At 72.3% G+C, this 19,395-nt stretch carries 19 protein-coding genes; 12 read left to right on the top strand and 7 right to left on the bottom strand.

Annotation, left to right across the window (positions count from 1 at the left end; genetic code table 11):
* Positions 1-8: 8 nt before the first annotated feature.
* The 3 genes from IE237_RS40940 to IE237_RS29405 all read right to left on the bottom strand — a co-directional run bounded on the left by IE237_RS40940 (position 9) and on the right by IE237_RS29405 (position 2,388).
* A complete protein-coding gene (locus IE237_RS40940) occupies positions 9-782 on the bottom strand; it encodes a site-specific integrase (RefSeq protein ID WP_229842966.1) in 774 nt (257 codons plus the stop codon).
* On the bottom strand, positions 704-1,990 hold the full coding sequence (locus IE237_RS40945; RefSeq protein WP_308433123.1) for an RNA polymerase sigma factor: 1,287 nt from the start codon (positions 1,988-1,990) through the stop codon (positions 704-706). The genes IE237_RS40940 and IE237_RS40945 overlap by 79 nt, the downstream gene beginning before the upstream one ends.
* Positions 1,991-2,064: 74 nt before the next feature.
* On the bottom strand, positions 2,065-2,388 hold the full coding sequence (locus IE237_RS29405; protein ID WP_189805140.1) for a YciI family protein: 324 nt from the start codon (positions 2,386-2,388) through the stop codon (positions 2,065-2,067).
* Positions 2,389-2,542: 154 nt separating this feature from the next.
* Between IE237_RS29405 and IE237_RS29410 the strand changes: the two genes are divergently transcribed.
* Positions 2,543-3,217, top strand: a complete 675-nt coding sequence (locus tag IE237_RS29410) for a DUF998 domain-containing protein (protein WP_189805141.1) — start codon at positions 2,543-2,545, stop codon at positions 3,215-3,217.
* Between the two features lie 136 nt (positions 3,218-3,353).
* On the opposite strand, the gene IE237_RS29415 is transcribed toward IE237_RS29410, so the two are convergent.
* The 4 genes from IE237_RS29415 to IE237_RS29430 all read right to left on the bottom strand — a co-directional run bounded on the left by IE237_RS29415 (position 3,354) and on the right by IE237_RS29430 (position 8,990).
* A complete protein-coding gene (locus tag IE237_RS29415; protein ID WP_189805142.1) occupies positions 3,354-5,711 on the bottom strand; it encodes an arylsulfatase in 2,358 nt (785 codons plus the stop codon).
* Positions 5,712-5,864: 153 nt separating this feature from the next.
* Positions 5,865-6,818 carry a formylglycine-generating enzyme family protein gene (locus IE237_RS29420; protein ID WP_229842958.1) on the bottom strand — a complete coding sequence of 318 codons (954 nt, stop codon included), beginning with the start codon at positions 6,816-6,818 and terminating at the stop codon, positions 5,865-5,867.
* A 108-nt stretch (positions 6,819-6,926) separates the two neighbouring features.
* On the bottom strand, positions 6,927-7,457 hold the full coding sequence (locus IE237_RS29425; RefSeq protein ID WP_370468311.1) for a MarR family winged helix-turn-helix transcriptional regulator: 531 nt from the start codon (positions 7,455-7,457) through the stop codon (positions 6,927-6,929).
* A 165-nt stretch (positions 7,458-7,622) separates the two neighbouring features.
* Positions 7,623-8,990, bottom strand: coding sequence for an MFS transporter (locus IE237_RS29430; protein ID WP_189805144.1), 1,368 nt, complete (start codon positions 8,988-8,990; stop codon positions 7,623-7,625).
* Between the two features lie 302 nt (positions 8,991-9,292).
* On the opposite strand from IE237_RS29430, the gene IE237_RS29435 reads away from it, so the two are divergent.
* Genes IE237_RS29435 through IE237_RS29480 form a run of 11 tightly spaced genes read left to right on the top strand, consistent with a single transcriptional unit; the run spans position 9,293 to position 19,315 of the window.
* The gene (locus tag IE237_RS29435) at positions 9,293-10,777 is read left to right on the top strand and encodes an aldehyde dehydrogenase family protein (RefSeq protein ID WP_189805145.1); all 1,485 of its coding nucleotides are present in this window, start codon (positions 9,293-9,295) and stop codon (positions 10,775-10,777) included.
* Between the two features lie 30 nt (positions 10,778-10,807).
* Positions 10,808-11,761, top strand: coding sequence for a VOC family protein (locus IE237_RS29440; protein WP_189805146.1), 954 nt, complete (start codon positions 10,808-10,810; stop codon positions 11,759-11,761).
* Positions 11,758-12,555 (top strand): aspartate dehydrogenase domain-containing protein, encoded by a 798-nt coding sequence (locus IE237_RS40950; protein ID WP_229842959.1) that lies wholly within the window; start codon positions 11,758-11,760, stop codon positions 12,553-12,555. The genes IE237_RS29440 and IE237_RS40950 overlap by 4 nt, the downstream gene beginning before the upstream one ends.
* A complete protein-coding gene (locus tag IE237_RS40955) occupies positions 12,552-13,340 on the top strand; it encodes an alpha/beta fold hydrolase (RefSeq protein ID WP_229842960.1) in 789 nt (262 codons plus the stop codon). The genes IE237_RS40950 and IE237_RS40955 overlap by 4 nt, the downstream gene beginning before the upstream one ends.
* 12 nt (positions 13,341-13,352) lie before the next feature.
* On the top strand, positions 13,353-13,874 hold the full coding sequence (locus tag IE237_RS29450; protein WP_189805147.1) for a cupin domain-containing protein: 522 nt from the start codon (positions 13,353-13,355) through the stop codon (positions 13,872-13,874).
* The gene (locus IE237_RS29455; RefSeq protein WP_189805148.1) at positions 13,867-14,607 is read left to right on the top strand and encodes an SDR family oxidoreductase; all 741 of its coding nucleotides are present in this window, start codon (positions 13,867-13,869) and stop codon (positions 14,605-14,607) included. The genes IE237_RS29450 and IE237_RS29455 overlap by 8 nt, the downstream gene beginning before the upstream one ends.
* Before the next feature lie 19 nt (positions 14,608-14,626).
* The gene (locus IE237_RS29460) at positions 14,627-15,415 is read left to right on the top strand and encodes an SDR family oxidoreductase (protein WP_189805149.1); all 789 of its coding nucleotides are present in this window, start codon (positions 14,627-14,629) and stop codon (positions 15,413-15,415) included.
* A 9-nt stretch (positions 15,416-15,424) separates the two neighbouring features.
* Positions 15,425-17,059, top strand: coding sequence for a thiamine pyrophosphate-binding protein (locus IE237_RS29465; RefSeq protein WP_189805150.1), 1,635 nt, complete (start codon positions 15,425-15,427; stop codon positions 17,057-17,059).
* 41 nt (positions 17,060-17,100) lie between these two features.
* On the top strand, positions 17,101-18,036 hold the full coding sequence (locus tag IE237_RS29470; protein WP_189805151.1) for a PDR/VanB family oxidoreductase: 936 nt from the start codon (positions 17,101-17,103) through the stop codon (positions 18,034-18,036).
* A gap of 33 nt (positions 18,037-18,069) precedes the next feature.
* Positions 18,070-18,297, top strand: a complete 228-nt coding sequence (locus IE237_RS29475) for a recombinase-like helix-turn-helix domain-containing protein (RefSeq protein ID WP_189805181.1) — start codon at positions 18,070-18,072, stop codon at positions 18,295-18,297.
* Position 18,298: 1 nt separating this feature from the next.
* Positions 18,299-19,315: a Rieske 2Fe-2S domain-containing protein gene (locus tag IE237_RS29480; RefSeq protein WP_189805152.1), complete on the top strand. Its 1,017-nt coding sequence runs from the start codon at positions 18,299-18,301 to the stop codon at positions 19,313-19,315.
* Positions 19,316-19,395 lie beyond the last annotated feature (80 nt).

The following is a 19,395-nucleotide window of genomic DNA, read 5'->3' on the forward strand; positions in this document are numbered from 1 at the left end:
TCAGGTGCTCAGCGGGCGCGTCGGTGGGGCTTGAGGCGCCGCAGGGTGTAGCCGTCGCGGGCCGGGTCCAGTGCCCTGGTCGCCTGCTTGAAGAGGTACTCGGCCCGCTCGTAGGAGAGCCTGCGGCGGCCCGTTTCCGGGCACAGGTCCGCCGACCCCGGGGTCCGTGCCGGGCCGGGTCTGCGGTCCGAGAGGAACACCGGCCCCCGCGTCCGCCCGGCGAGCAGGCGGGGCAGCAGGCGGGCCGTTCCGGAGCGCCAGGCGACCCAGGTGTCGCCCGCCCGCGCTCGGCGGTCGTCGAGGTCCAGATCCTCGACGTTCAGGGCCAGGACGGCGCTGACGCCGGCCGCCGACTCGTGCAGCAGCCGCCACAGGGTCTCCTCGCGCAGCGGCAGGTCCGGGAGGTCCCAGACCGCGTCGAGCTGCGCGGAGTCGAGCGGTCGCGCCCGGGGGCGGGTCTCCGTACGGCGGTCGAGCCCGGCGGCCGGGTCGTCCAGGGCCGCCCAGGCGCCGAAGGACCGGACGGCCGAACGGTGCCGGTTCCACGTCGCGGCCGCCGCCCCGCCCCAGGTCGTCACGAACACACGCGTCACCGCGTCGGCGGTCAGGGAGGTGAGCGGCAGCTGCTCGCCGAGGGTGCGGCAGAGGCGGCGCAGGGTCTGCCCGTACGAGCGGCGCGTCGCGGCGTCCAGCTCCTCCCGGCTCAGGAAGTCGTGGGCGGCCTGCCCGAGCGTCCGGCCCGGCGGTGCGGCGTCGCCGAGCGCGTCCGCGCGCCGCTCCAGGAAGGCGCGCTCGGCGGCGTTCTTCGTGAGGGACGCGGCCCGCCGGAATTCGATGCGGGCCTCGTCGTGGCGGCCGAGCCGCGCCAGCAGATCCCCCGGACCCCCGGGAGCAGGTGGTAGTCGCTGAGCACGGCGTCGGCGAGCAGTGAGTCGGCAAGGTCGAGCCCGGCCTGCGGCCCGTACGCCATTCCGACGGCGACCGCGCGGTTCAGCCGCACGATCGGCGTCGGCAGGATCCGGGCCAGGGCCTCGTACAGGGAGGCGATCCGGGTCCAGTCGGTGCCCTCGGCGCTCCGCGCCTGCGCGTGGCAGACGGCGATCGCCGCCTGGAGCGTGTACGGGCCGGGTGCGCCGCCGCCCGTCTCCCTGGCCCGCAGCATCGCGGTGAAGCCGCGGCGGATGAGCAGCTGGTCCCAGCGCCCCCGGTTCTGCTCGTGCAGGGGGACGGGTTGGCCCGAGGGGCCGGTGCGCGCGGCGGCGCGGGACGCCTGGATCTCCATCAGCGCCACCAGGGCGTGCACTTCGGGCTCGCGCGGGGCCAGCTCGGCGAGGAGCCGGCCGAGGCGCAGGGCCTCCAGGCAGAGTCCGGGCCGCATGAGGTCGTCGCCGGAGGTCGCCGAGTATCCCTCGTTGAAGATCAGGTAGACCACTTCGAGGACCGAGGAGAGCCGCTCGGCGAGGCGGTCGCGCTCCGGCAGTTCGAACGGTACGCGCCGCTCGGCCAGCGTCCGCTTGGCACGCGCGATGCGCTGGGTGATCACCGTCTCGGTGACGAGGAAGGCGCGCGAGATCTCCTCGGCCGTCAGACCGCCGAGGAGCCGGAGCGTCAGGGCGGCCCGCGCCTCGGTCGGCAGCACCGGGTGGCAGGAGAGGAAGACCAGCCGCAGGACGTCGTCCGGTTCGGCGTCGGGCGTCGCGTCCGGGCCGTGCTGCTGTTCCAGCTCGTGGGCGAGCTGCTCCTGCTTGCGCTCGAGGCGCTGGGAGCGCCGGAGGTGGTCGACGGCGCGCCGCTTGGCGGTGGTCGTGAGCCAGGCGCCGGGGTTGTCGGGGACGCCCGAGACCGGCCACTGTTCGAGGGCGGCGACGACGGCGTCCTGGGCCAGTTCCTCGGCGAGGCCGACGTCGCGCACCATGCGGGTGAGCGAGGCGACGATCTTCGCCGACTCGAGTTTCCAGGCCGCATCGACGGTGCGGTGAACGTCCGGCACGAGGACGATCACAGCACCCGCCCCGGCTCGGTCGCAAGCCGCGGCGGGTGCTGTCGTACGGGTGTGGCCGCGGGTCAGGGGCCGAAGACCTGCTGGACGACGCTCTGGCCGTCCCCGACGATCCTGCGGAAGCGGCGGGCCAGCTCGATGGCCTCTTCCTGGGAGCGGACCTCGATCAGGGCGAAGCCGGCGACGGCCTCCTTGGCCTCGGTGAAGGGCCCGTCCGTCACCGTGATCTCGTCGCCGGAGGAGGTCACGAGGATGCCGCCGGGCTCCAGGCCGCCGGTGGCCAGGAGTACGCCGGCCGCGGTCAGTTCCTCGATGAACCGGCCCATCTCGGCGTACAGCTTCTCGTCGGGGGCGGTGTCGGTGGGCTTGGTCGTCATGAGGTAGCGCATGGGGATCTCTGTTTCTCTCGTCGTTCTGGTGGGTCCTTCTGCCCAAGCGTCGATCATCGCCATGTGACAGGGAAGCGGCGCGTTCCCTGTCACATGGCTCGATCGACGTGTCAGCGAGAAGCAAGTCCGCCCCAGAGGAAGAGAGTCACCCGCCATGACCAGCGTCCAGAGCCCCGCGCAGACCACCACGTCCGTCGCGCCCTCCCCCGCCTCCACGCGTTCCCTGCTCACCGTCGCGGTCGTGGCGCAGCCCCTGTGGGCCGCCGTGGCCCTGGCCCAGGCCGCGACGCGCGAGGGCTACGACATCACCCGCCACCCGCTGAGCGCGCTCAGCAACGGCTCACTCGGCTGGATCCAGATCACCGACTTCGTGCTGGCGGGTCTCCTGACCGTCGTCGGCTCCGTCGGCCTGCGTCGTGCCCTGCGCGGCACTCCCGGGGGCACGTGGGCACCACGGCTCGTTCGGATCAGCGGCATCGGCATGATCGCCGCGGGCGCTTTCGTGATGGACCCGGTCGACGGATTCCCCGTGGGTACGCCGGAAGGGACGCCCGCCGCCCTGTCCTGGCAGAGTTACGCCCACTTCGCCGCCGGCTCGGTCACCTTCACCGCGCTGATCGCCGCCTGCTACGTCATGGGCCACCACTTCGGCCGTGCCGGACAGCGGGGGCGTGCCGTCGCCTCCCGCGTCGCGGGTACGGCCCTGCTGCTCGGCAACGGCTGGGCGATGAGCGGGGGCACCGCGGGCACCCTGACCCTGGCCGTCGGAGTGATCACCGCGATGATCTGGCTCTCCGTGGTCGCGGCTCAGTACCGCCGCGGCTTCTGACGCCGTCGGCCGACGGCGCAGACGGGGGTCGTTCCCCGGGACCGCGCGGGCTCGTGCCCGCGCGGTCCCGGGGAACGACCCGTCGCGTCACCCCTCTCGTCCGGCGACGATGACGGCCTCAGGGGCCCGTCCTCTCCTATTCGCGGGCGAGCATGGCCTCGGCCTCGCGTTCGAGGTCGATGTAAGGCTCGCCGCTGACGTCGACGGCGACACGGTGCAGGGTGCCGCCGGTGAAGGCGTAGGGGGCGGCCCCGGGGTAGTCGGCCGTGACGGCGTCACCGCCGTCCTTGCCCACGTTGAGGCCCTCGCCGGCCAGGGTGAACCTGCCGGGCTGTGTCCTGATCCGGCCCTCGCCGACCTTCCGGTCCCCGTGGTGCAGGCTGAGGACGCCGGTGGCGACACCGGGCGACACCTCGCCGTCCTTCTCGAACGACGCGGCCAGGATCAGCTTCTCCCCGCGGGGCAGTTCCTCGGTCGCGGTGATCCGCTGTTCCTCGCTACCGAGGAAGTTGTACACGTACGTCAGCCGGCCGTCCTTGACGTAGAGCGCGTGGCCGCCGAACCGCCCGCCGTGTGCGAACAGCACGCCGGAGGCGCCGGGACCGGGCAGGTCGACGAGGGCGCCGATGGAGTAGGAGCGGTTGCGGACGTTGACCGCGACGGACTCGGGGACCTCGGAGCCGCCGGGCCGGTACACGTACCGGTTGCGCGCCGGGGTGAGTTCCGGCCGGGGCGTGGAGAGGATCTCCAGGGCGGAGCGGTCGTCGAGGGGGAAGGCCTGGTTGACGCCGGCCTCGTAGAACCACAGGCCGATCAGCTGCTGGAGCCTGCCGGGCTCCTGCTGGGCGAGGTCGACGAGCTCGGCCCGGTCGGTGTCGGTGTGGTACAGCTCCCAGGTGTCCTCGTGGAAGTCGCTCCAGCCGCTGATGGCGGGGTGGGTCGTGACGGCCTTCCAGCCCTGGTGCCAGATGCCGCGGGTGCCGAGCATCGAGTAGAACTGCGTGGCCTTGGCGGACGGCAGGGCGGCGGAGTCGAAGCTGTAGCGCATGCTCACGCCCTGGAGCGGGATCTGCCGGTAGCCCTTGACGGTGTTGGGGAGGTCGAGGCCGAGGCAGTCGAGGACGGTGGGAACGATGTCGATGGCGTGGTGGTACTGGTCGCGGACCTCACCGCGGGCGGCGATGCCGGACGGCCAGGAGATGATGCACGGGTCGCAGGTGCCGCCGTTGAAGGAGTACCGCTTCCACATCTTGAACGGGGTGTTGAAGGCCATGGCCCAGCCGTTCGGGTAGTGGCCGTACGTCTCCACGCTGCCGAGCCTGTCGATCATCGCGAGGTTCTCGGCGAGGTCGTCGGCGACGTTGTTGAAGAACTTGTTCTCGTTGACCGAGCCGTTGGGACCGCCCTCGCCGCTGGCGCCGTTGTCGGACACCACGACGAAGAGGGTGTTGTCCAGCTGGTCGATGTCCTCCAGGTAGCGGAGCAGTCGGCCGACCTGGTCGTCGCAGTGCGACAGGAACCCGGCGTAGACCTCGGCCATCCGCGCGAACAGCCGCTGTTCGTCGGCACCGAGTTCGTCCCACGGACGGGTGTAGTCCAGGGGCGGAAACGGTTCTCCGCCGGGGCCGCTGCGGGTGTCGGGTGTGCCGATCGGGTTGACCGGGGGCAGCTCGGTGTTCTCGGGCACGAGCCCGAGCCGCTTCTGCCGGGCGAGGATCTCCTCGCGCATCGCCTCGTACCCCGCGTCGAACCTGCCGCGGTAGCGCTCGATCCACTCGGGTGGCGCCTGGTGCGGAGCGTGGGCGCAGCCGGGCGCGTAGTAGAGGAAGACGGGCCGCTCGGGAGCGATGGCCTTGACGTCGTCGATGTACTGGATGGCCCGGTCGGTGATGTCGACGCCGAAGTGGTATCCCTCCTCCGGCGGGGCGGGCTGCTCGACCGGATGCTGGTCGTGGACCAGGTCGGGGTACCACTGGCTGGTCTCCGCCCCGAGGAATCCGTAGAACCGCTCGAAGCCGCGGCCGGTGGGCCAGTGGCGTTTGGTGGAGGCGAGGTTCATCTCGTCCTCCGGACACAGGTGCCACTTGCCGACGAGAGCGGTGCTGTAGCCCTTGTCCACGAGGACCTCGGCGAGCGTCGCGCACTCGGCCGGGATGTGCCCGTTCGCGCCGGGGAATCCGATCGCCGCCTCGCTGATGCACGCCATCCCGTTGGTGGTGTGGTTCCGCCCGGTCAGCAGCGCGGAGCGGGTGGGCGAGCACAGGGCCGTGGTGTGCCACTGGGAGTAGCGCAGGCCGTTGGCGGCGATGCGGTCGATGTTCGGCGTCTCGATGGGACCGCCGTAGCAGCTCATCGCCCCGAACCCGACGTCGTCCAGGACGATGTACACCACATTGGGCGCGCCCTCCGGCGCCTTCGGCTGCTGGTAGGGAGCCCAGTCGGACACCGAGTCGCGGACGTCGATGTTGATCACACCGCGGAACGTGTCGGACATGGCTCAGCCCCTAGCGAGTGGAAGTCGTTCCCCGCCCCGGGCGGCCGATCGACGGCAAGGGCGTGCCTGCCAGTCTGTGTGCGTGACCGGGGGGCCGCATGCCTGGCCGTACGAACGGGTGACCCGCGCCGGGCCGGCCCTCGGTGGCGGAGGTCAGCGGACGACGCACCGGAAGCCGAGGTGGCAGGTGGCGGTGTCCTCGCTCTGGCCGGTCCGGGCGGCCGGGCGGTAGCGCAGGCAGTAGTTCGGTGCGCAGAGGTGTGAGCCGCCCTTGGTGACCCGGCGGGGAAACCGCTCCTCGGCCGGAGCGTCCGCCGCCGGGCGGTCGACGCGCGGGTTGCGCGGTGCGCAGCAGGTGCGTGGCGCCGGGTCCGGGTGCCGTTCGGTGTAGTGGTCGGACGTCCACTCCCATACGTTGCCCGCCATGTCGTACAGGCCGTAGCCGTTGGGCGGGAAGGCACGGACGGCGGTGGTGCCGGGCGTGGGATGCTTCGCCGAGGCGGGGAGGTACTGCCAGGGGAAGGCTCCGTGCCAGGTGTTGGCCATGCGGCGGCCCTTCGGTGTGAACGCGTCGCCCCACACGAACACCGCGCCCTCCAGGCCGCCCCGGGCGGCGAACTCCCACTCCGCCTCGGTGGGCAGTTCCTTGCCGGCCCACGAGGCGTACGCGCCGGCGTCCTCGAACGCCACCTGCGTCACCGGGTGCAGCTCCCGCCCGTGCACCGTGCTGTCCCGTCCCAGGGGCCTGCGCCAGCAGGCTCCGGGCCGGTACGACCACCACCGACGCCAGTCGTCGAGGTCCACCGGCCCGGACGTCATCCCGAACACCAGCGCTCCCGGTACGAGCGCGTCCGGGTCGGCGCCGGGAAAGTCGGCGGGGTCGATGTCCCGCTCGGCAACGGTGACGTACCCCGTGTCCTTGGTGAACCGCCGGAACTCCGCGACCGTCACGGGATGCTCGTCCATCCAGAACCCGTCCACCGCCACCGGATGCACCGGCCGCTCCTCCGGGTAGAACGCGTCCGAGCCCATCAGGAACGTTCCGCCGGGAATGCGGGCCATGCCTTTGGGCGGAACCGCCGTCCGCGCCGGGACCGTGATGCTCATGCCGCCACCGTGCCCCATCTCCGGACGTCGGCCGCGCAGCGACGCGCGTCCCGGCGGCTGCGTCCGGGTACCCACGTCGTCGTGCGGGACTCGGTGGCTCCCGCGCCGTCACTCGGCCGGGAGCTCGTCCGAGGCCAGGATCGAGGTCTCCAGCTTGCCCAGGAGCCGGGCGATCGAGCGGCGCTCGGCGGGTGACAGGCCGGCGAGCATCCGGCGTTCGTTGTCGAGGTGCTCGGCGAACACGGTGTCCACCGTCGACAGGCCCTTCTCGGTGAGGCGGGAGTAGACGATCCTGCGGTCGTCTGCGTCGCGTTCGCGGGTGATCAGGCCGTCCTTCTCCAGGCGGTCGATCCTCAGGGTCACCCCCGCCGACGACACCAGCCCGGAGTCGGCGAGCTGTCCCGCGGTGAGCCGATAGGGATCCCCGGCCCGCCGCAGGGCGGTCAGCACGTCGAAGCCGGCCACGGACAGTCCGTGCCGCTCGATCGAGGTGGTGAGCCGGGTGCTGTAGCGCAGGAAGGAGCGGTGGAGCCGGGCGAGCACCTCCAGCGGACTCGTGTCGAGGTCAGGCCGCTCGCGCGCCCAGTCCTCGATCACCTTCGCCACGGCGTCCCGGTCCGTGGGCTTCGATGCGGCCATCCCCATCCCCCTCGCAACGGCTCCTGCCGATACCCCGTCGGGTTCTTACAGTGCCAAGAATCTTACCCCTGAGGGAATGAGCGCAGGGCTGCGGCCCGGAGCGGTGAACCTGCTCCGGGCCACGGCCTCTCTCCACAGCGTCCGGCGCGAGGACCGCCGGGCGGGTCAGGCGTTCATCTCCTCCAGCGTCCGCCCCTTGGTCTCCACGGCGAACCAGGCGATCACGACGCCGACTGCGGCCACCGCGGCGAGCTGCGCGAAGACCAGGGCGAGGCTGCCGCCCGCGGCGATGACGCCGCCGACGGCGACCGGTCCCGCGATGACACCGAGGCGGTTCCACAGGCCGCCGAAGGCCGCCCCCTTGGCCCGGTTGGAGGTGGGGTAGAGCTCGGGCGAGTACAGGTAGAGACCCGCGTTGATCGCGTACAGGAAGAACGTCGTGCAGGACGCGAAGACGGCGACCTGACCACCCGAGGTCGCGCCAGCGAGGGCGAGCGCGGCCAGGGAGAGCATGGCTCCGCCGAGCGCGGCGGTCAGAGCGGCCCTGCGGCCCACGCGGTCGACCAGCAGGGCGACGACCAGTGTGCCGAGCAGGCCGGTGACGTTGCTGAGGAGGGTGTAGACGAGCGCCGTGGTCAGGTCCAGGCCGAAGCGCTTCGTGTACAGGGACGGCAGCCAGGTGGAGATGCCGTGGTTCACGTAGTAGGCGACGAACCAGAGACCGGACACGACGGCGGTGCGCCGCAGATAGCGCCCGCGGAAGAGGTCGGCCCATCGCCCGCGGGAGGTGTTCTCCTCGCACAGGTCCGCGGCGGGCGCGGGCAGCGGTTCCGCGGTGGCACGGGCGACCTCGGCCTCGATGCGGGCGATGGCCTCCTCGGCCTCCCGGGTACGCCCGCGGGCGAGGAGCCAGCGCGGTGACTCGGCGACGTGGCGGGGCAGCAGGGCGGCGATCACGACGGGAAGGGTGCCGATGCCGAACATGGCGCGCCAGCCGAAGTGCGGCACCACCCACACCGCGACCAGCGTCGCCGCGGCGAGGCCGGCGGGGAAGATCATCTCGTAGAGCAGGACGAAGCGTCCGCGCCTGTCCGAGCGGGCGATCTCGTTGATGTAGGTGGCCGCGACGGGCACGACGCCGCCGATGCCGAGGCCCTGCACGAACCGGAAGAGGGAGAAGGTCTCGATGCCGCCGGAGAGGGCGACGGCGCAGCTGGCGAGACCCGTGACGGCGACACCGAGGGCGACCGTGCGCACACGGCCGATCCGGTCGCCCAGCCATCCGGCGGCCAGTGCGCCGAGGAGCATGCCGAGGGAGGCGGAGGTCACCGCGAAGGTGGCCTCGCCGGTGGTCAACCGCCATTCCTTCATCAGGACGGGCAGCGCGGAGGCGGCGAGCAGCTGGTCGAACGCCTCGAAGAAGGTGACGGCGCCGATGAGGAAGCGGACCTTGACGTGCCAGCGCGAGTGGGGAAGCCGTTCGAGTCTCGCGGCTATGGAACCAAGGGCTGGCTTGCCGGCCACAGTCGTCATGGAGGGAGTCCTTCCGCGGACAGAGGGGTTGCCGGAGACAGTAGGGTCCACTACCTAAGGGGTCAATGATTAAGGGCTTAGAAATCTTCTGACCGCGCACCCGTCGACAGGCGTTCGACTCGATCGCCCCCCGCTCACAGCCATGGACACAACGACTTCACCCATGGCTCTTGCGTGGAGATATTTAAGCCCTTAGATTTCAAGCACTTCGGCAATGCGAGTGAGCCGCGGCGGACCGAGCCGTCCACCGCCCCTCGCGGCCCGAGACTCCCCCTGCCCGCCCCCTCACCGGAGGTCCCGCCGTGCCGCAGTTCCCCACCGACATCCTGATAGCGGGCCAGTGGCGGCGCGGTTCCGGCGAGCCTGTCGACACCATCGACCCGGCCACCGGGCGGGTCCTGGCCACCGTCCGCTCCGCCACGGCCGAGGAGGTCGCCGAAGCGGCCGAGGCCGGTGCGAGGGCCATGGCGGAACCGGCCTGGCGGAACCTCCTCCCCCACGAGCGCGCCCGCGTTCTCCACCGGATCGCCGCGCTCACCGAGGAGGCGGCGGACGAGCTCTCGGCGCTGCAGACCGCCGACACCGGAAAGACCCTCGCCGAGACCCGGGCGCTCGCCCTCAGCGCCGCCGGCACCTTCCGCTACATCGCGGCCGCCCTGGAGACGGCCGAGGACGCGCTGACCCCGCCGCGCGGCGCGTACCTGACGATGAGCGTGCACGAGCCGATCGGTGTCGTCGGGGCGATCAACCCGTGGAACTCCCCCATCGCCAGCGACGCCCAGAAGATCGCGCCGGCACTCGCCGCCGGCAACGCGGTCCTCCTCAAGCCCGCCGCCTGGACGCCGCTGGTCTCCCTCGCGCTCGGCCGGCTGATCACCCGGGCACTCGACGAGTTCGGCCTGCCCACCGCGCTGCTGTCCGTGCTCCCGGGCAGCGGCCGGGTGGTCGGCGACGCCCTCGTGCGCCACCCCCTCGTCGCCCGCGTCGGGTTCACCGGAGGCACGTCGACCGGCCGGTCGATCGCCGCCGTCGCCGCGCAGAAGCTGATCCCCGCCTCACTGGAGCTGGGCGGCAAGTCGCCGACCATCGTCCGGGCCGACGCCGACGTCGAACAGGCCCTGGCCGGAGTGATGTTCGGGGTCTTCTCCTCCAGCGGCCAGTCCTGCATCGCCGGTTCACGGCTCTTCGTGGCCCGCGGGATCTACGACTCCTTCGTCGGCGAACTGGTCGAGCGCGTACGGAAACTGAGGGTCGGACCCGGCACGGACCCGGCCACCCAGGTCGGTCCCCTCGTCCACCACCACCACCGCGACTCGGTCGCCGCCTACGTGGACCTCGCCCGCTCCGAAGGAGCCCGGGTGCTCTGTGGCGGGACCGCGCCCGAGGGCGAGCTCCACCGCGACGGCGCGTACTACCTGCCGACCGTCCTCGACGGCCTGCCGAACTCCTCCCGCACCTGCCAGGAGGAGATCTTCGGCCCGGTCCTCGTGGCCCTCCCCTTCGACGACGAGGACCACCTGGTCCGCCAGGCCAACGACTCCGTGTACGGCCTGGCCTGCGGCATCTGGACCCGGGACGCCCGGGCGGCCTGGCGGCTGGCCCGCCGGATCGACGCGGGCACCGTCTGGATCAACACGTACAAGCAGTTCAGCGCCGCCACCCCGTTCAGCGGCTGGAAGGAGAGCGGCCTCGGCACGGAGAAGGGCCGTGACGCGATCCGCGCCTACCAGCGTCAGAAGTCCCTGTACTGGGGCGCCTCCGACGCCCCCCTTCCCTGGGCCCACTGACCCGGCACGCCCGCCTCCCTGGAGAGACCCATGTACCGCACACCACCGCCCGGTCCGATCGCCCGCCTCCGTTCCCTGCGCTACGTCGAACTGCACACGCCCGCCTTCGCCGAGGCCGCCGACTTCTACGAGGAGGTCTGGGGGCTCGAGACCGTCGGGTCCGACACCGGCGCACGCTGGCTGCGCGGGACCGGCGACGAGCACCACGTCCTGCACCTCACCGAGAGCGAGCGGGTGGGCCTCGGCAGGCTCGCGTTCGCCGTCGGCACGCCCGCCGAGGTCGACGAGGCCGCCCGGCGACTCGAAGCCCGGGGCATCCTCCCCGTCTTCGGCCCCGGACCCCTGCACCAGGCGGGCAGCGGCTACGGACTGCGGTTCACCGACCCCGAGGGGCGCCTGATCGAGATCAGCACCCAGGTCGAGGCCGTTCCCCCACGCGGCCGGGACGGCGCGGTGCCCGTCGGCGTCACCCACGCGGTGCTCAACACCACCGACATCGACGCGGCCGTCGCCTTCTACTGCGACGTGCTCGGGCTGCGTGTCTCCGACTGGTCCGAACACCAGATGGCGTTCCTGCGCTGCAACGCCGACCACCACTGCATCGCGTTCAACCAGGCCGAGTGGACGTCGCTCAATCACGTGGCGTACGAGATGAGCTCGGTCGACCACTTCATGCGCGGCCTCGGGCGCCTGCGGCACCACGGCATCACCCCGCAGTGGGGGCCCGGCCGGCACGGTCCCGGCAACAACACCTTCTCGTACTTCACCGATCCGTCCGGACTGGTCTGCGAGTACACCTCCGAGGTGGCCCAGATCGTCGAGGACGCCTGGATCGCCCGGATCTGGCGGCGGGTGCCGGAGCTGTCCGACCTCTGGGGAACGGCCGGCCCGCCCTCCCCGGAGATCCGCCGCCACATGGCGGGCGCGCCGGACCCCGGCCCGCTCGCCTCCTCCACCACCGCCTCCCGGAAGGACATCGCATGAGCACCGTACGCAAGGTCGGGGTCGTCGGATGGGGAGCGATCGGCCGCGTCGTCGGCACCGCGCTCGCCCAAGGGCGGGTCACGGGCGCCGAGTTGGTGTGCGTGGTCGACCATCGTCCGCTGGGCGGGGCGACGCCCGCCCCCCAGGTCGCCTTCGAGGAGGCGCTGGAGCGCTGCGACCTCGTCGTGGAGGCCGCCGGCCAGGGCGTCGTCAGGGAGTGGGGCGAGCGGGTGCTGGCCTCCGGAACCGATCTGCTGATCGCCTCGACCGGGGCGCTGACCGACGACGACCTCGCGAAGCGGCTGCTCGCGGCCGGCCCCGGCCGGGTGTACTTCACGGGCGGGGCGGTGGGCGGTCTCGATCTGCTCCAGGCGGTGCGGTCCCTCGGCCCGCTGGAGGGCGTGCGACTCACCACCACCAAGCTGCCGTCGACGCTCGAACAGCCCTGGATGAGCCAGGATTTGCTCACCCGGATGCGCACGGCGACGGGACCCGTGGAGGTCATGTCCGGCACCGCGCGCGAGGTTCCGGCGCGGTTCCCCAAGTCGACGAACGTGGCCGCCTCGGTCGCGCTGGCCGTCGGCGACCTGGACGCTGTGCGGGTCCAGGTCGTCGCCGACCCGGCGGCGCACCGCACACGGCACGTGATCGAGGCGTCCGGCCCGCACGGGGCGTACCGCTTCGAGATGGAGCACGTGCCGGACGCGGACAACCCCGCGACCAGCCAGGTCGTGCCGTACGCCGTCCTGCGCAGCCTCGCCGCGATCGCCGGGCGCACCGGGCAGATTCTGTGACCGGCCGTGCCGCCGTGCACGTCGAGGAGGCGGGCGGCCACGGACCCCTCCTGCTGTGCCTGCACGGCATCGGCTCGTCCTCCGCCGCGTTCGCGCCGCAGCTCGCCGAACTCTCCTCGTACGCACGGGTCGTCGCCTGGGACGCGCCCGGCTACGCCGAGTCCCCCGATCCCGACGTCGCCCTCACCCTCGACGACTTCGCGGACACGGCGGCCGGGCTCATCCGGGAGCGCGGCGCGAGTGCCCACGTGCTCGGCGTCTCCTGGGGTGGCGTGATCGCCCTGCGGCTCGCCGCCCGCCACCCGGAGCTCGTCGCCTCCGTCATCGTGGCCGACTCCAGCCCCGGCTCGGGCACGGACGAGGAGAAGGCGGCGGGCATGCGGGCCCGCGCCACCGAACTGGCCGAGCTCGGCCCGCGCGCCTTCGCCGAAGCCCGCGGACCACGGCTCGTGTCCCCCGATGCCCCGGACGAACTGGTCCGGCGGGTCGTCGACACCATGGCGGCCTCCGTCCGCCTGCCGGGCTACGCCTACGCGGCCGAGTCCATGGCCTCGGCCGATCTCCGCGGCGAACTCCCCTCGGTCGCCGCACCCTCGCTCGTCCTCTGCGGCGACCAGGACCGGGTGACCGGCGTCGAGGCGAGCCAGGCCCTCGCCGGCGCGCTCCCCAGGACCGCCTTCGTGATCGTCAAGGACGCCGGTCACCTGGCCAATCAGGAACAGCCCGGGCGCTTCAACGCCTGGGTCCTCTCCCACCTCCGCATCACCGCACGCATCCCCGAATAGGAGCAGTTACCCATGCCTCTGACCACCACCGCGTACGACGACGGCGGCGACCTCGCCGCGTACACCGACTCGCTCATCGCCACCAAGGACTCCCGCGTGGCGGACTTCGGCACTCTCTCCTTCCAGGAGAAGGCCGGCCCGCAGTACCGCCGCGGCCAGATCCGCTACGTCGGTTCGGGCGCCACCGGCGACCACGAGAACGACAGCCGCATCATCCCCTCCGGCGGCTTCACCTTCTCCAACATGCTGCTGCCGCCCGGCGCCGAGGGGCCGGCCCACACCCACCACGACGTCGAGGAGGCCTTCTTCGTCCTGGAGGGCGAGGTCAGGGTGGGCGTCCACCGCGGCCCGGACGAGGTCGAGTACCGCACCCTCGGCTACCGGGACATGATCGTCGTCCCCGCCGGCGTGACCCGTTCCCTGAAGAACGAGGGCGACGTCGACGCCCTGTTCTGCGTCGTCATCGGCACGCAGAAGCCGCAGGTGCCGACCTACCCCGAGTACTCGCCGATGCACGGTGTCACCCGTGACTGACCCGCGGGTCGTCGTCGTCACCGGGGCGGGCCGTGGCCTGGGACTGGCCATGGCCCGCCGGGCCGGCGAGGACGGCTTCCGGGTCGTCGTCGCCGAGCTGGACCGGGAGCGGGGCGAGCGGGCCGCCGCGGAACTCCGCTCGGAGGGCATCGACGCCCGCTTCGTACGCTGTGACGTCGCCGACCCCGCCTCGGTGGACGGGCTCGCGGCGACCGTGCGCGAGGCGGGCCCCTTGTACGGCCTCGTCAACAACGCCGCGCTCGCGAACGGGGTGGGCGGCAAGGAGTTCCAGGACATCGACGTCGAGGTGTGGGACCGGCTGATGGCGGTCAACGCCCGCGGCCCCTGGCTCGTGGCGAAGGCCCTGCACCCCCTGCTCGCCTCCCCCGGGCGGATCGTCAACATCGCGTCGGACGCCGCCCTCTACGGATCCCCGCGCCTGGCCCACTACATCGCCTCCAAGGGTGCGGTGATCGCGCTCACCCGGGCCATGGCACGCGAGCTCGGCGACAAGGGGATCACCGTCAACGTGCTCGCCCCCGGCCTGACCGAGTGCGAGGCGACGGAGAGCGTGCCCGCCGAGCGGCACGACCTCTACCGCGTGAACCGGGCCGTCTCCCGGCCGCAGCAGCCCGACGACCTCGTCGGGATCGTCTCCTTCCTGCTCGGCGAGGAGTCCCGCTATCTGACCGGACAGGTGATCGCCGTCAACGGCGGATTCACCATGAACTGACCTGTAGGAGAAACGAGTTATGGATCTGGGTCTCGCCGGCCGCGTCATCGTGGTCACCGGCGGCAGCTCGGGCGTCGGCCTGGCCACGGTCCGCGCCCTGCTCGACGAAGGAGCCCGCGTCGCGACCTGCGGCCGCGACGCCGACCGGCTGGACGGAGCCACCGCCCGGCTCGGCGCGGAGAGCGGCCGGCTGCTCACCGCGGTCTGCGACGTACGGGACCCCGACGCGGTCGACCGGTTCGTCCGCCGCGCCGCCGAGGAGTTCGGGGGCGTCGACGGGCTCGTCAACAACGCCGGACAGTCCCGGATGAAGGGGCTCGACGACGCCACTCCCGAGGACTGGCGCGACGAACTGGAGCTCAAGTTCGCCGGGGTCCTCAACCCGCTGCACGCCGCCCGACCGTACCTGGCGGCCTCCGACGCGGCGAGCGTCGTCAACATCAACGCGGTCCTCGCGAAGCAGCCCGAGACACGCCTGATCACCACCAGTGCCGCACGCGCCGGCATTCTCAACCTCTCCAAGTCCCTCTCGGTCGAACTGGCCGCGGAGGGCGTCCGGGTCAACTCCGTGTGCCTCGGACTCATCGACACCGGTCAGTGGACCCGCCGCCACGCCGCCGCCGGCACCGGGGTGAGCTACGAGGACTGGCAGGCCGAACTGGCCGCCGACCGGGGCGTCGCGCTCGGCCGCCTCGGCCGGGCCGAGGAGGTCGCCTACGCGGTCGTGACCCTGCTCTCGCCGCGCGCCTCGTACATCACCGGGACCGGCATCGACGTCTGCGGCGGCGTCGGCCGCTCCATCCTCTGAGGAGACACCATGCGTCACGACAACGGAGGCGACCTCCTCGTCACCGTGCTGCGCGAACTCGGCATCGACACCGTCTTCGGCATCGTCAGCGTGCACAACCTGCCCCTCGTCGAGGCCGTCGACCGCGACCTGCGGTTCGTCCCCGTGCGGCACGAGGCGTCCGCCGTGAACGCCGCCGATGCCTACGGACGGGCCCGCGGCTCGATCGGCTGCGCCCTGACGTCGACCGGCACCGGTGCGGGCAATGCCGCCGGATCGCTGATCGAGTCGCTGAGCGCGGGCAGCTCCGTCCTCCACGTCACGGGCCAGGTGGAGAGCGCCTTCCTCGGCAGCGGCCGGGGATTCATCCACGAGACCAAGGACCAGCTCGGGATGCTCACCGCCGTGTCGGCCCACGCGGCGAGCATTCCCGACACCGAGCAGGCCGGACGGATCCTGCGCGAGGCGGCACGGGCCGCCCTCCGGGGGCCGGCCGGACCCGGCGGGCCGGCGAGCGTGGAGTGGCCGATCGACCTCCAGTACGCACCCCAGAACGACGCCCCCGTCGCTCCCGCCTTCCCCGCCGTGCCCGCACCGACGGAGGGCGAACTGGCGGCAGCCGGTGCGCTGCTGGCCTCCGCGCGCCGTCCCCTCGTCTGGGCCGGCGGCGGAGCGACCGGCGCCCGCCGCGAGCTGTCCGGTCTGCTGGAGGCGACCGGCGCGGGGCTGCTCACCTCCAACTCCGGGCGCGGCACGGTGCCCGAGGACCACGGACAGGTCATCGGGAACTTCGCCACCAGCCCCGCGGTCCGGTCCCTGCTCGCCGACGCGGACGTCCTGGTCACCGTCGGCACCCACTTCCGTTCCAACGAGACGGCCGACTACGGCCTGGAACTGCCCGCGGCGCACATCCAGATCGACCACGACGCGAAGGCGCTCGGTCGGGTCTACCCGGTCGCGCACCCCCTGCACGGCGACGCCGCGCCCACCCTGACGGCCCTCACCGGCCACGCCGCACCCGCCGAAGCGGGCTGGCGCGACCGGGTCCGCGCCGTACGCGCCGAGGTGCGGGCCACCCTGCACGACGCCATCGGCCCCCAGGCCGCGATCTGCGAGGCGATCCGCGCCGCGCTGCCGCGGGAGGCCGTCGTCGCCCGCGACGTGACCATCCCGTCCAGCAGCTGGGGCAATCGCCTCCTGGAGATGTACGACCCCCGGGACAACGTCTTCCCGCGAGGCGGCGGCATCGGGCAGGGCCTCGGCATGGGCATCGGTGCGGCGCTCGCCCGGCCCGGCTCCCCCACCGTCGTCATGGCGGGCGACGGCGGGCTCGCCGTCCACCTCGGAGAACTCCTCACCCTCGCCCAGGAACGGCCCCGGCTCACCCTGATCGTCTTCAACGACGGCGGATACGGCGTCCTGCGCAACATGCAGGACCGCTACGGCGAGCGGCGTTCGGGCGTCGACCTCGTGACCCCCGACTTCGAACTCCTCGCGCGCGCCTGCGGGCTGCCCCACCTGCGGATCTCCGCCGAGGAACACGCCGCTCCGGTCCTCCGCCGGGCCGTGGCCTCGGACGGCCCGACGCTGGTCGAGGTCGACCTCACGGCCCTGGGGCCGATGAAGAACCCGTTCACCCCGCCGGTGCGGATCCCCGGCCGGTAGCCGACCCGTACCGCTCCCCCACTGGAAGGAGGCACCAGGTCATGAGCGAGAACGCACTGCGGCTGCTCGTCCGCCGTATGACCCGGGAGGCCGAGGGCGTGCTGTCCGTCGAACTCTCCCATCCCGAAGGCAAGCCCCTGCCCGCCTGGGCGCCGGGCGCCCACATCGACGTCCATCTCGGCGGCCAGGTCCGCCAGTACAGCCTGTGCGGCGACCCGCACGACCCGGAGGTCTATCGCATCGGAGTGCTCGACGAGCCCTCGTCGCGCGGGGGTTCCCGCTACGTGCACACCACGCTCCGCCCCGGTCACAGCATCACGGTCTCCGAGCCGCGCAACCACTTCGCTCTGGAGGACGCCGACGCGTACGTCTTCGTCGCCGGCGGCATCGGGATCACGCCCCTGCTGGCGATGGCCCGTGAGGCCGCCCGGCGGGGCACCGGATGGCGGATGGTCTACGGCGGCCGGAGCCGGGCGTCGATGGCCTTCCGGGCCGAACTCGCCCTTCTCGACGGCGATGTCACCCTCGTCCCCCAGGACGAGTCGGGTCACATCGATCTGGAGACGGCCCTGGCGGGGCTCTCCGACGGCACGCTCGTCTACTCCTGCGGCCCGGAGCCGCTACTCACGGCCGTGGAGGAGCGGTGCCCCGAGGGCCGGCTGCGCCTGGAGCGGTTCGCCGCCCCCGCCGTCGAACGCACCGGGGACGACGCGGCGTTCGAGGTCGAATGCCGCAGGTCCGGACTGACGCTCGGGGTCGCTGCGGACACCTCGATCCTCGAAGCGGCGGAGAGCGCCGGCATCGACGTGGCGAGCTCCTGCCGCGACGGAGTCTGCGGCTCCTGCGAGATTCGCGTGATCGACGGCACGCCCGACCACCGCGACTTCCTGCTCAGCGAGGCGGAGCGGTCCACGGGCACCACCATGATGATCTGCGTCTCCCGCTGCGCCTCCGGCCGGCTCGTCCTCGACCTCTGACCCGCCCCCTGATTCCCCGCCTTCTCAGGAGACATCGTGACCGACACCTGGCCGTACCTGGACGTCCACCAGTCCCGTACGCGCGAACCGACACCGTACGAGTACAAGCTCGCCGCGACCCTCGAAGAGGTCTTCACCCAGGAGGGGCACGAGCTCACCGACGTGGTGAGGGGGCTCAACGCCCGCAAGGTCCACACCGCCGACGGCGCACCGTGGACCGAGGAGTCCTTCCGTGCCGAGATGAACCGACTGGGAGCCTGACGTGACGCTGTCGTCCACCGCCACCGCCGACCACATCTACGCCACCGGTCTGCGCAACCAGTGGCACCCCGTCGTCCCCTCGCACTTCGTCGCCCCCGGCGCGATGCGCAAGGTGACCGTGCTCGGCGAGCAGTGGCTGCTGTTCCGCCGTTCCGACGGCCGGCTCTCCATGCTCTCCGACCGCTGCCCCCACCGCGGCGCACCGCTGTCGCTCGGCAAGCACCTCGGTGACCGGGTCGCCTGCTGGTACCACGGCGTCGAGGTGGAGACGGACGGCACCGTCTCCTCCGTCCCCGGGCTGCCCGGCTGCGGCCTGGAGGGCAAGAAGCTCGTCACCTCGCTGCCGGTGCGCGAGGTCGGCGGCGCGGTCCTCGCGTACTTCGGCGACGAGGAGCACCCCGAGCCGGTGGGTCTGTCGCTGCCGGAGCCGTTGACGGACCCGGAGGTGGACGCGTTCCTGTGCTACGCCGAATGGGACGTGCCCTGGCGGTACGCCGTGGAGAACCTCCTCGACCCCATGCACGGCGCGTTCCTCCACCACGAGTCGCACACGATGTTCGACGGTGACACGACGGCCAGGTTCCGCATCCGGGAGACCGGCCGCGGCTACTTCTTCGAGAAGACCGACCAGCGGGGCGTCAACTTCGACTGGGTCGAGCTGTGCCGTACGGGTGTGGACTGGGTCGACCTGTCCATCCCGTACCCGCCGTCCGCCGGTCCGGGCGGACCCTTCGGCATCGTGGGCATGGTCTGCCCGGTGGACGAAGAGCGCAGCGGCGTCTTCTTCTGGCGCTACCGCCGTGTCGACGACTGGCAGCGGGCGACCTGGCGGTTCCTGTACCGGACGCTGATCGAGAAGCGGCACTGGGAGGTCCTGGAACAGGACCGCGTCATGCTGGAGGCCATGCCCGCCGACGCCGACCAGCGCGAGAACCTCTACCAGCACGACCTCGGGGTCGTACGGCTGCGCCGGCTGTTCCGTGCCGCCGCCGAGGCGCAGTCGGCCGCCGGAGCCTGACGCGCGCCGTCCCCCGGCACCGGTCAGGCGCGTGCGGACCCGTCCACGCCGAGGGTCCCGCGCAGCCACTGCTCGACCTC

It is taken from the genome of Streptomyces tanashiensis (assembly GCF_014648895.1).
Classification (GTDB): domain Bacteria; phylum Actinomycetota; class Actinomycetes; order Streptomycetales; family Streptomycetaceae; genus Streptomyces; species Streptomyces tanashiensis.

What these genes read in the sequence shown, in the direction of transcription:
- IE237_RS29465 (WP_189805150.1), top strand. Translation starts at nt 15,425, where the DNA reads ATGCGTCACGACAACGGAGGCGACCTCCTCGTCACCGTGCTGCGCGAA.
- IE237_RS29430 (WP_189805144.1), bottom strand. Translation starts at nt 8,990, where the DNA reads ATGACGACTGTGGCCGGCAAGCCAGCCCTTGGTTCCATAGCCGCGAGA.
- IE237_RS29425 (WP_370468311.1), bottom strand. Translation starts at nt 7,457, where the DNA reads ATGGCCGCATCGAAGCCCACGGACCGGGACGCCGTGGCGAAGGTGATC.
- IE237_RS29470 (WP_189805151.1), top strand. Translation starts at nt 17,101, where the DNA reads ATGAGCGAGAACGCACTGCGGCTGCTCGTCCGCCGTATGACCCGGGAG.
- IE237_RS29450 (WP_189805147.1), top strand. Translation starts at nt 13,353, where the DNA reads ATGCCTCTGACCACCACCGCGTACGACGACGGCGGCGACCTCGCCGCG.
- IE237_RS29410 (WP_189805141.1), top strand. Translation starts at nt 2,543, where the DNA reads ATGACCAGCGTCCAGAGCCCCGCGCAGACCACCACGTCCGTCGCGCCC.
- IE237_RS29405 (WP_189805140.1), bottom strand. Translation starts at nt 2,388, where the DNA reads ATGCGCTACCTCATGACGACCAAGCCCACCGACACCGCCCCCGACGAG.
- IE237_RS29415 (WP_189805142.1), bottom strand. Translation starts at nt 5,711, where the DNA reads ATGTCCGACACGTTCCGCGGTGTGATCAACATCGACGTCCGCGACTCG.
- IE237_RS29420 (WP_229842958.1), bottom strand. Translation starts at nt 6,818, where the DNA reads ATGAGCATCACGGTCCCGGCGCGGACGGCGGTTCCGCCCAAAGGCATG.
- IE237_RS40950 (WP_229842959.1), top strand. Translation starts at nt 11,758, where the DNA reads ATGAGCACCGTACGCAAGGTCGGGGTCGTCGGATGGGGAGCGATCGGC.
- IE237_RS29440 (WP_189805146.1), top strand. Translation starts at nt 10,808, where the DNA reads ATGTACCGCACACCACCGCCCGGTCCGATCGCCCGCCTCCGTTCCCTG.
- IE237_RS29460 (WP_189805149.1), top strand. Translation starts at nt 14,627, where the DNA reads ATGGATCTGGGTCTCGCCGGCCGCGTCATCGTGGTCACCGGCGGCAGC.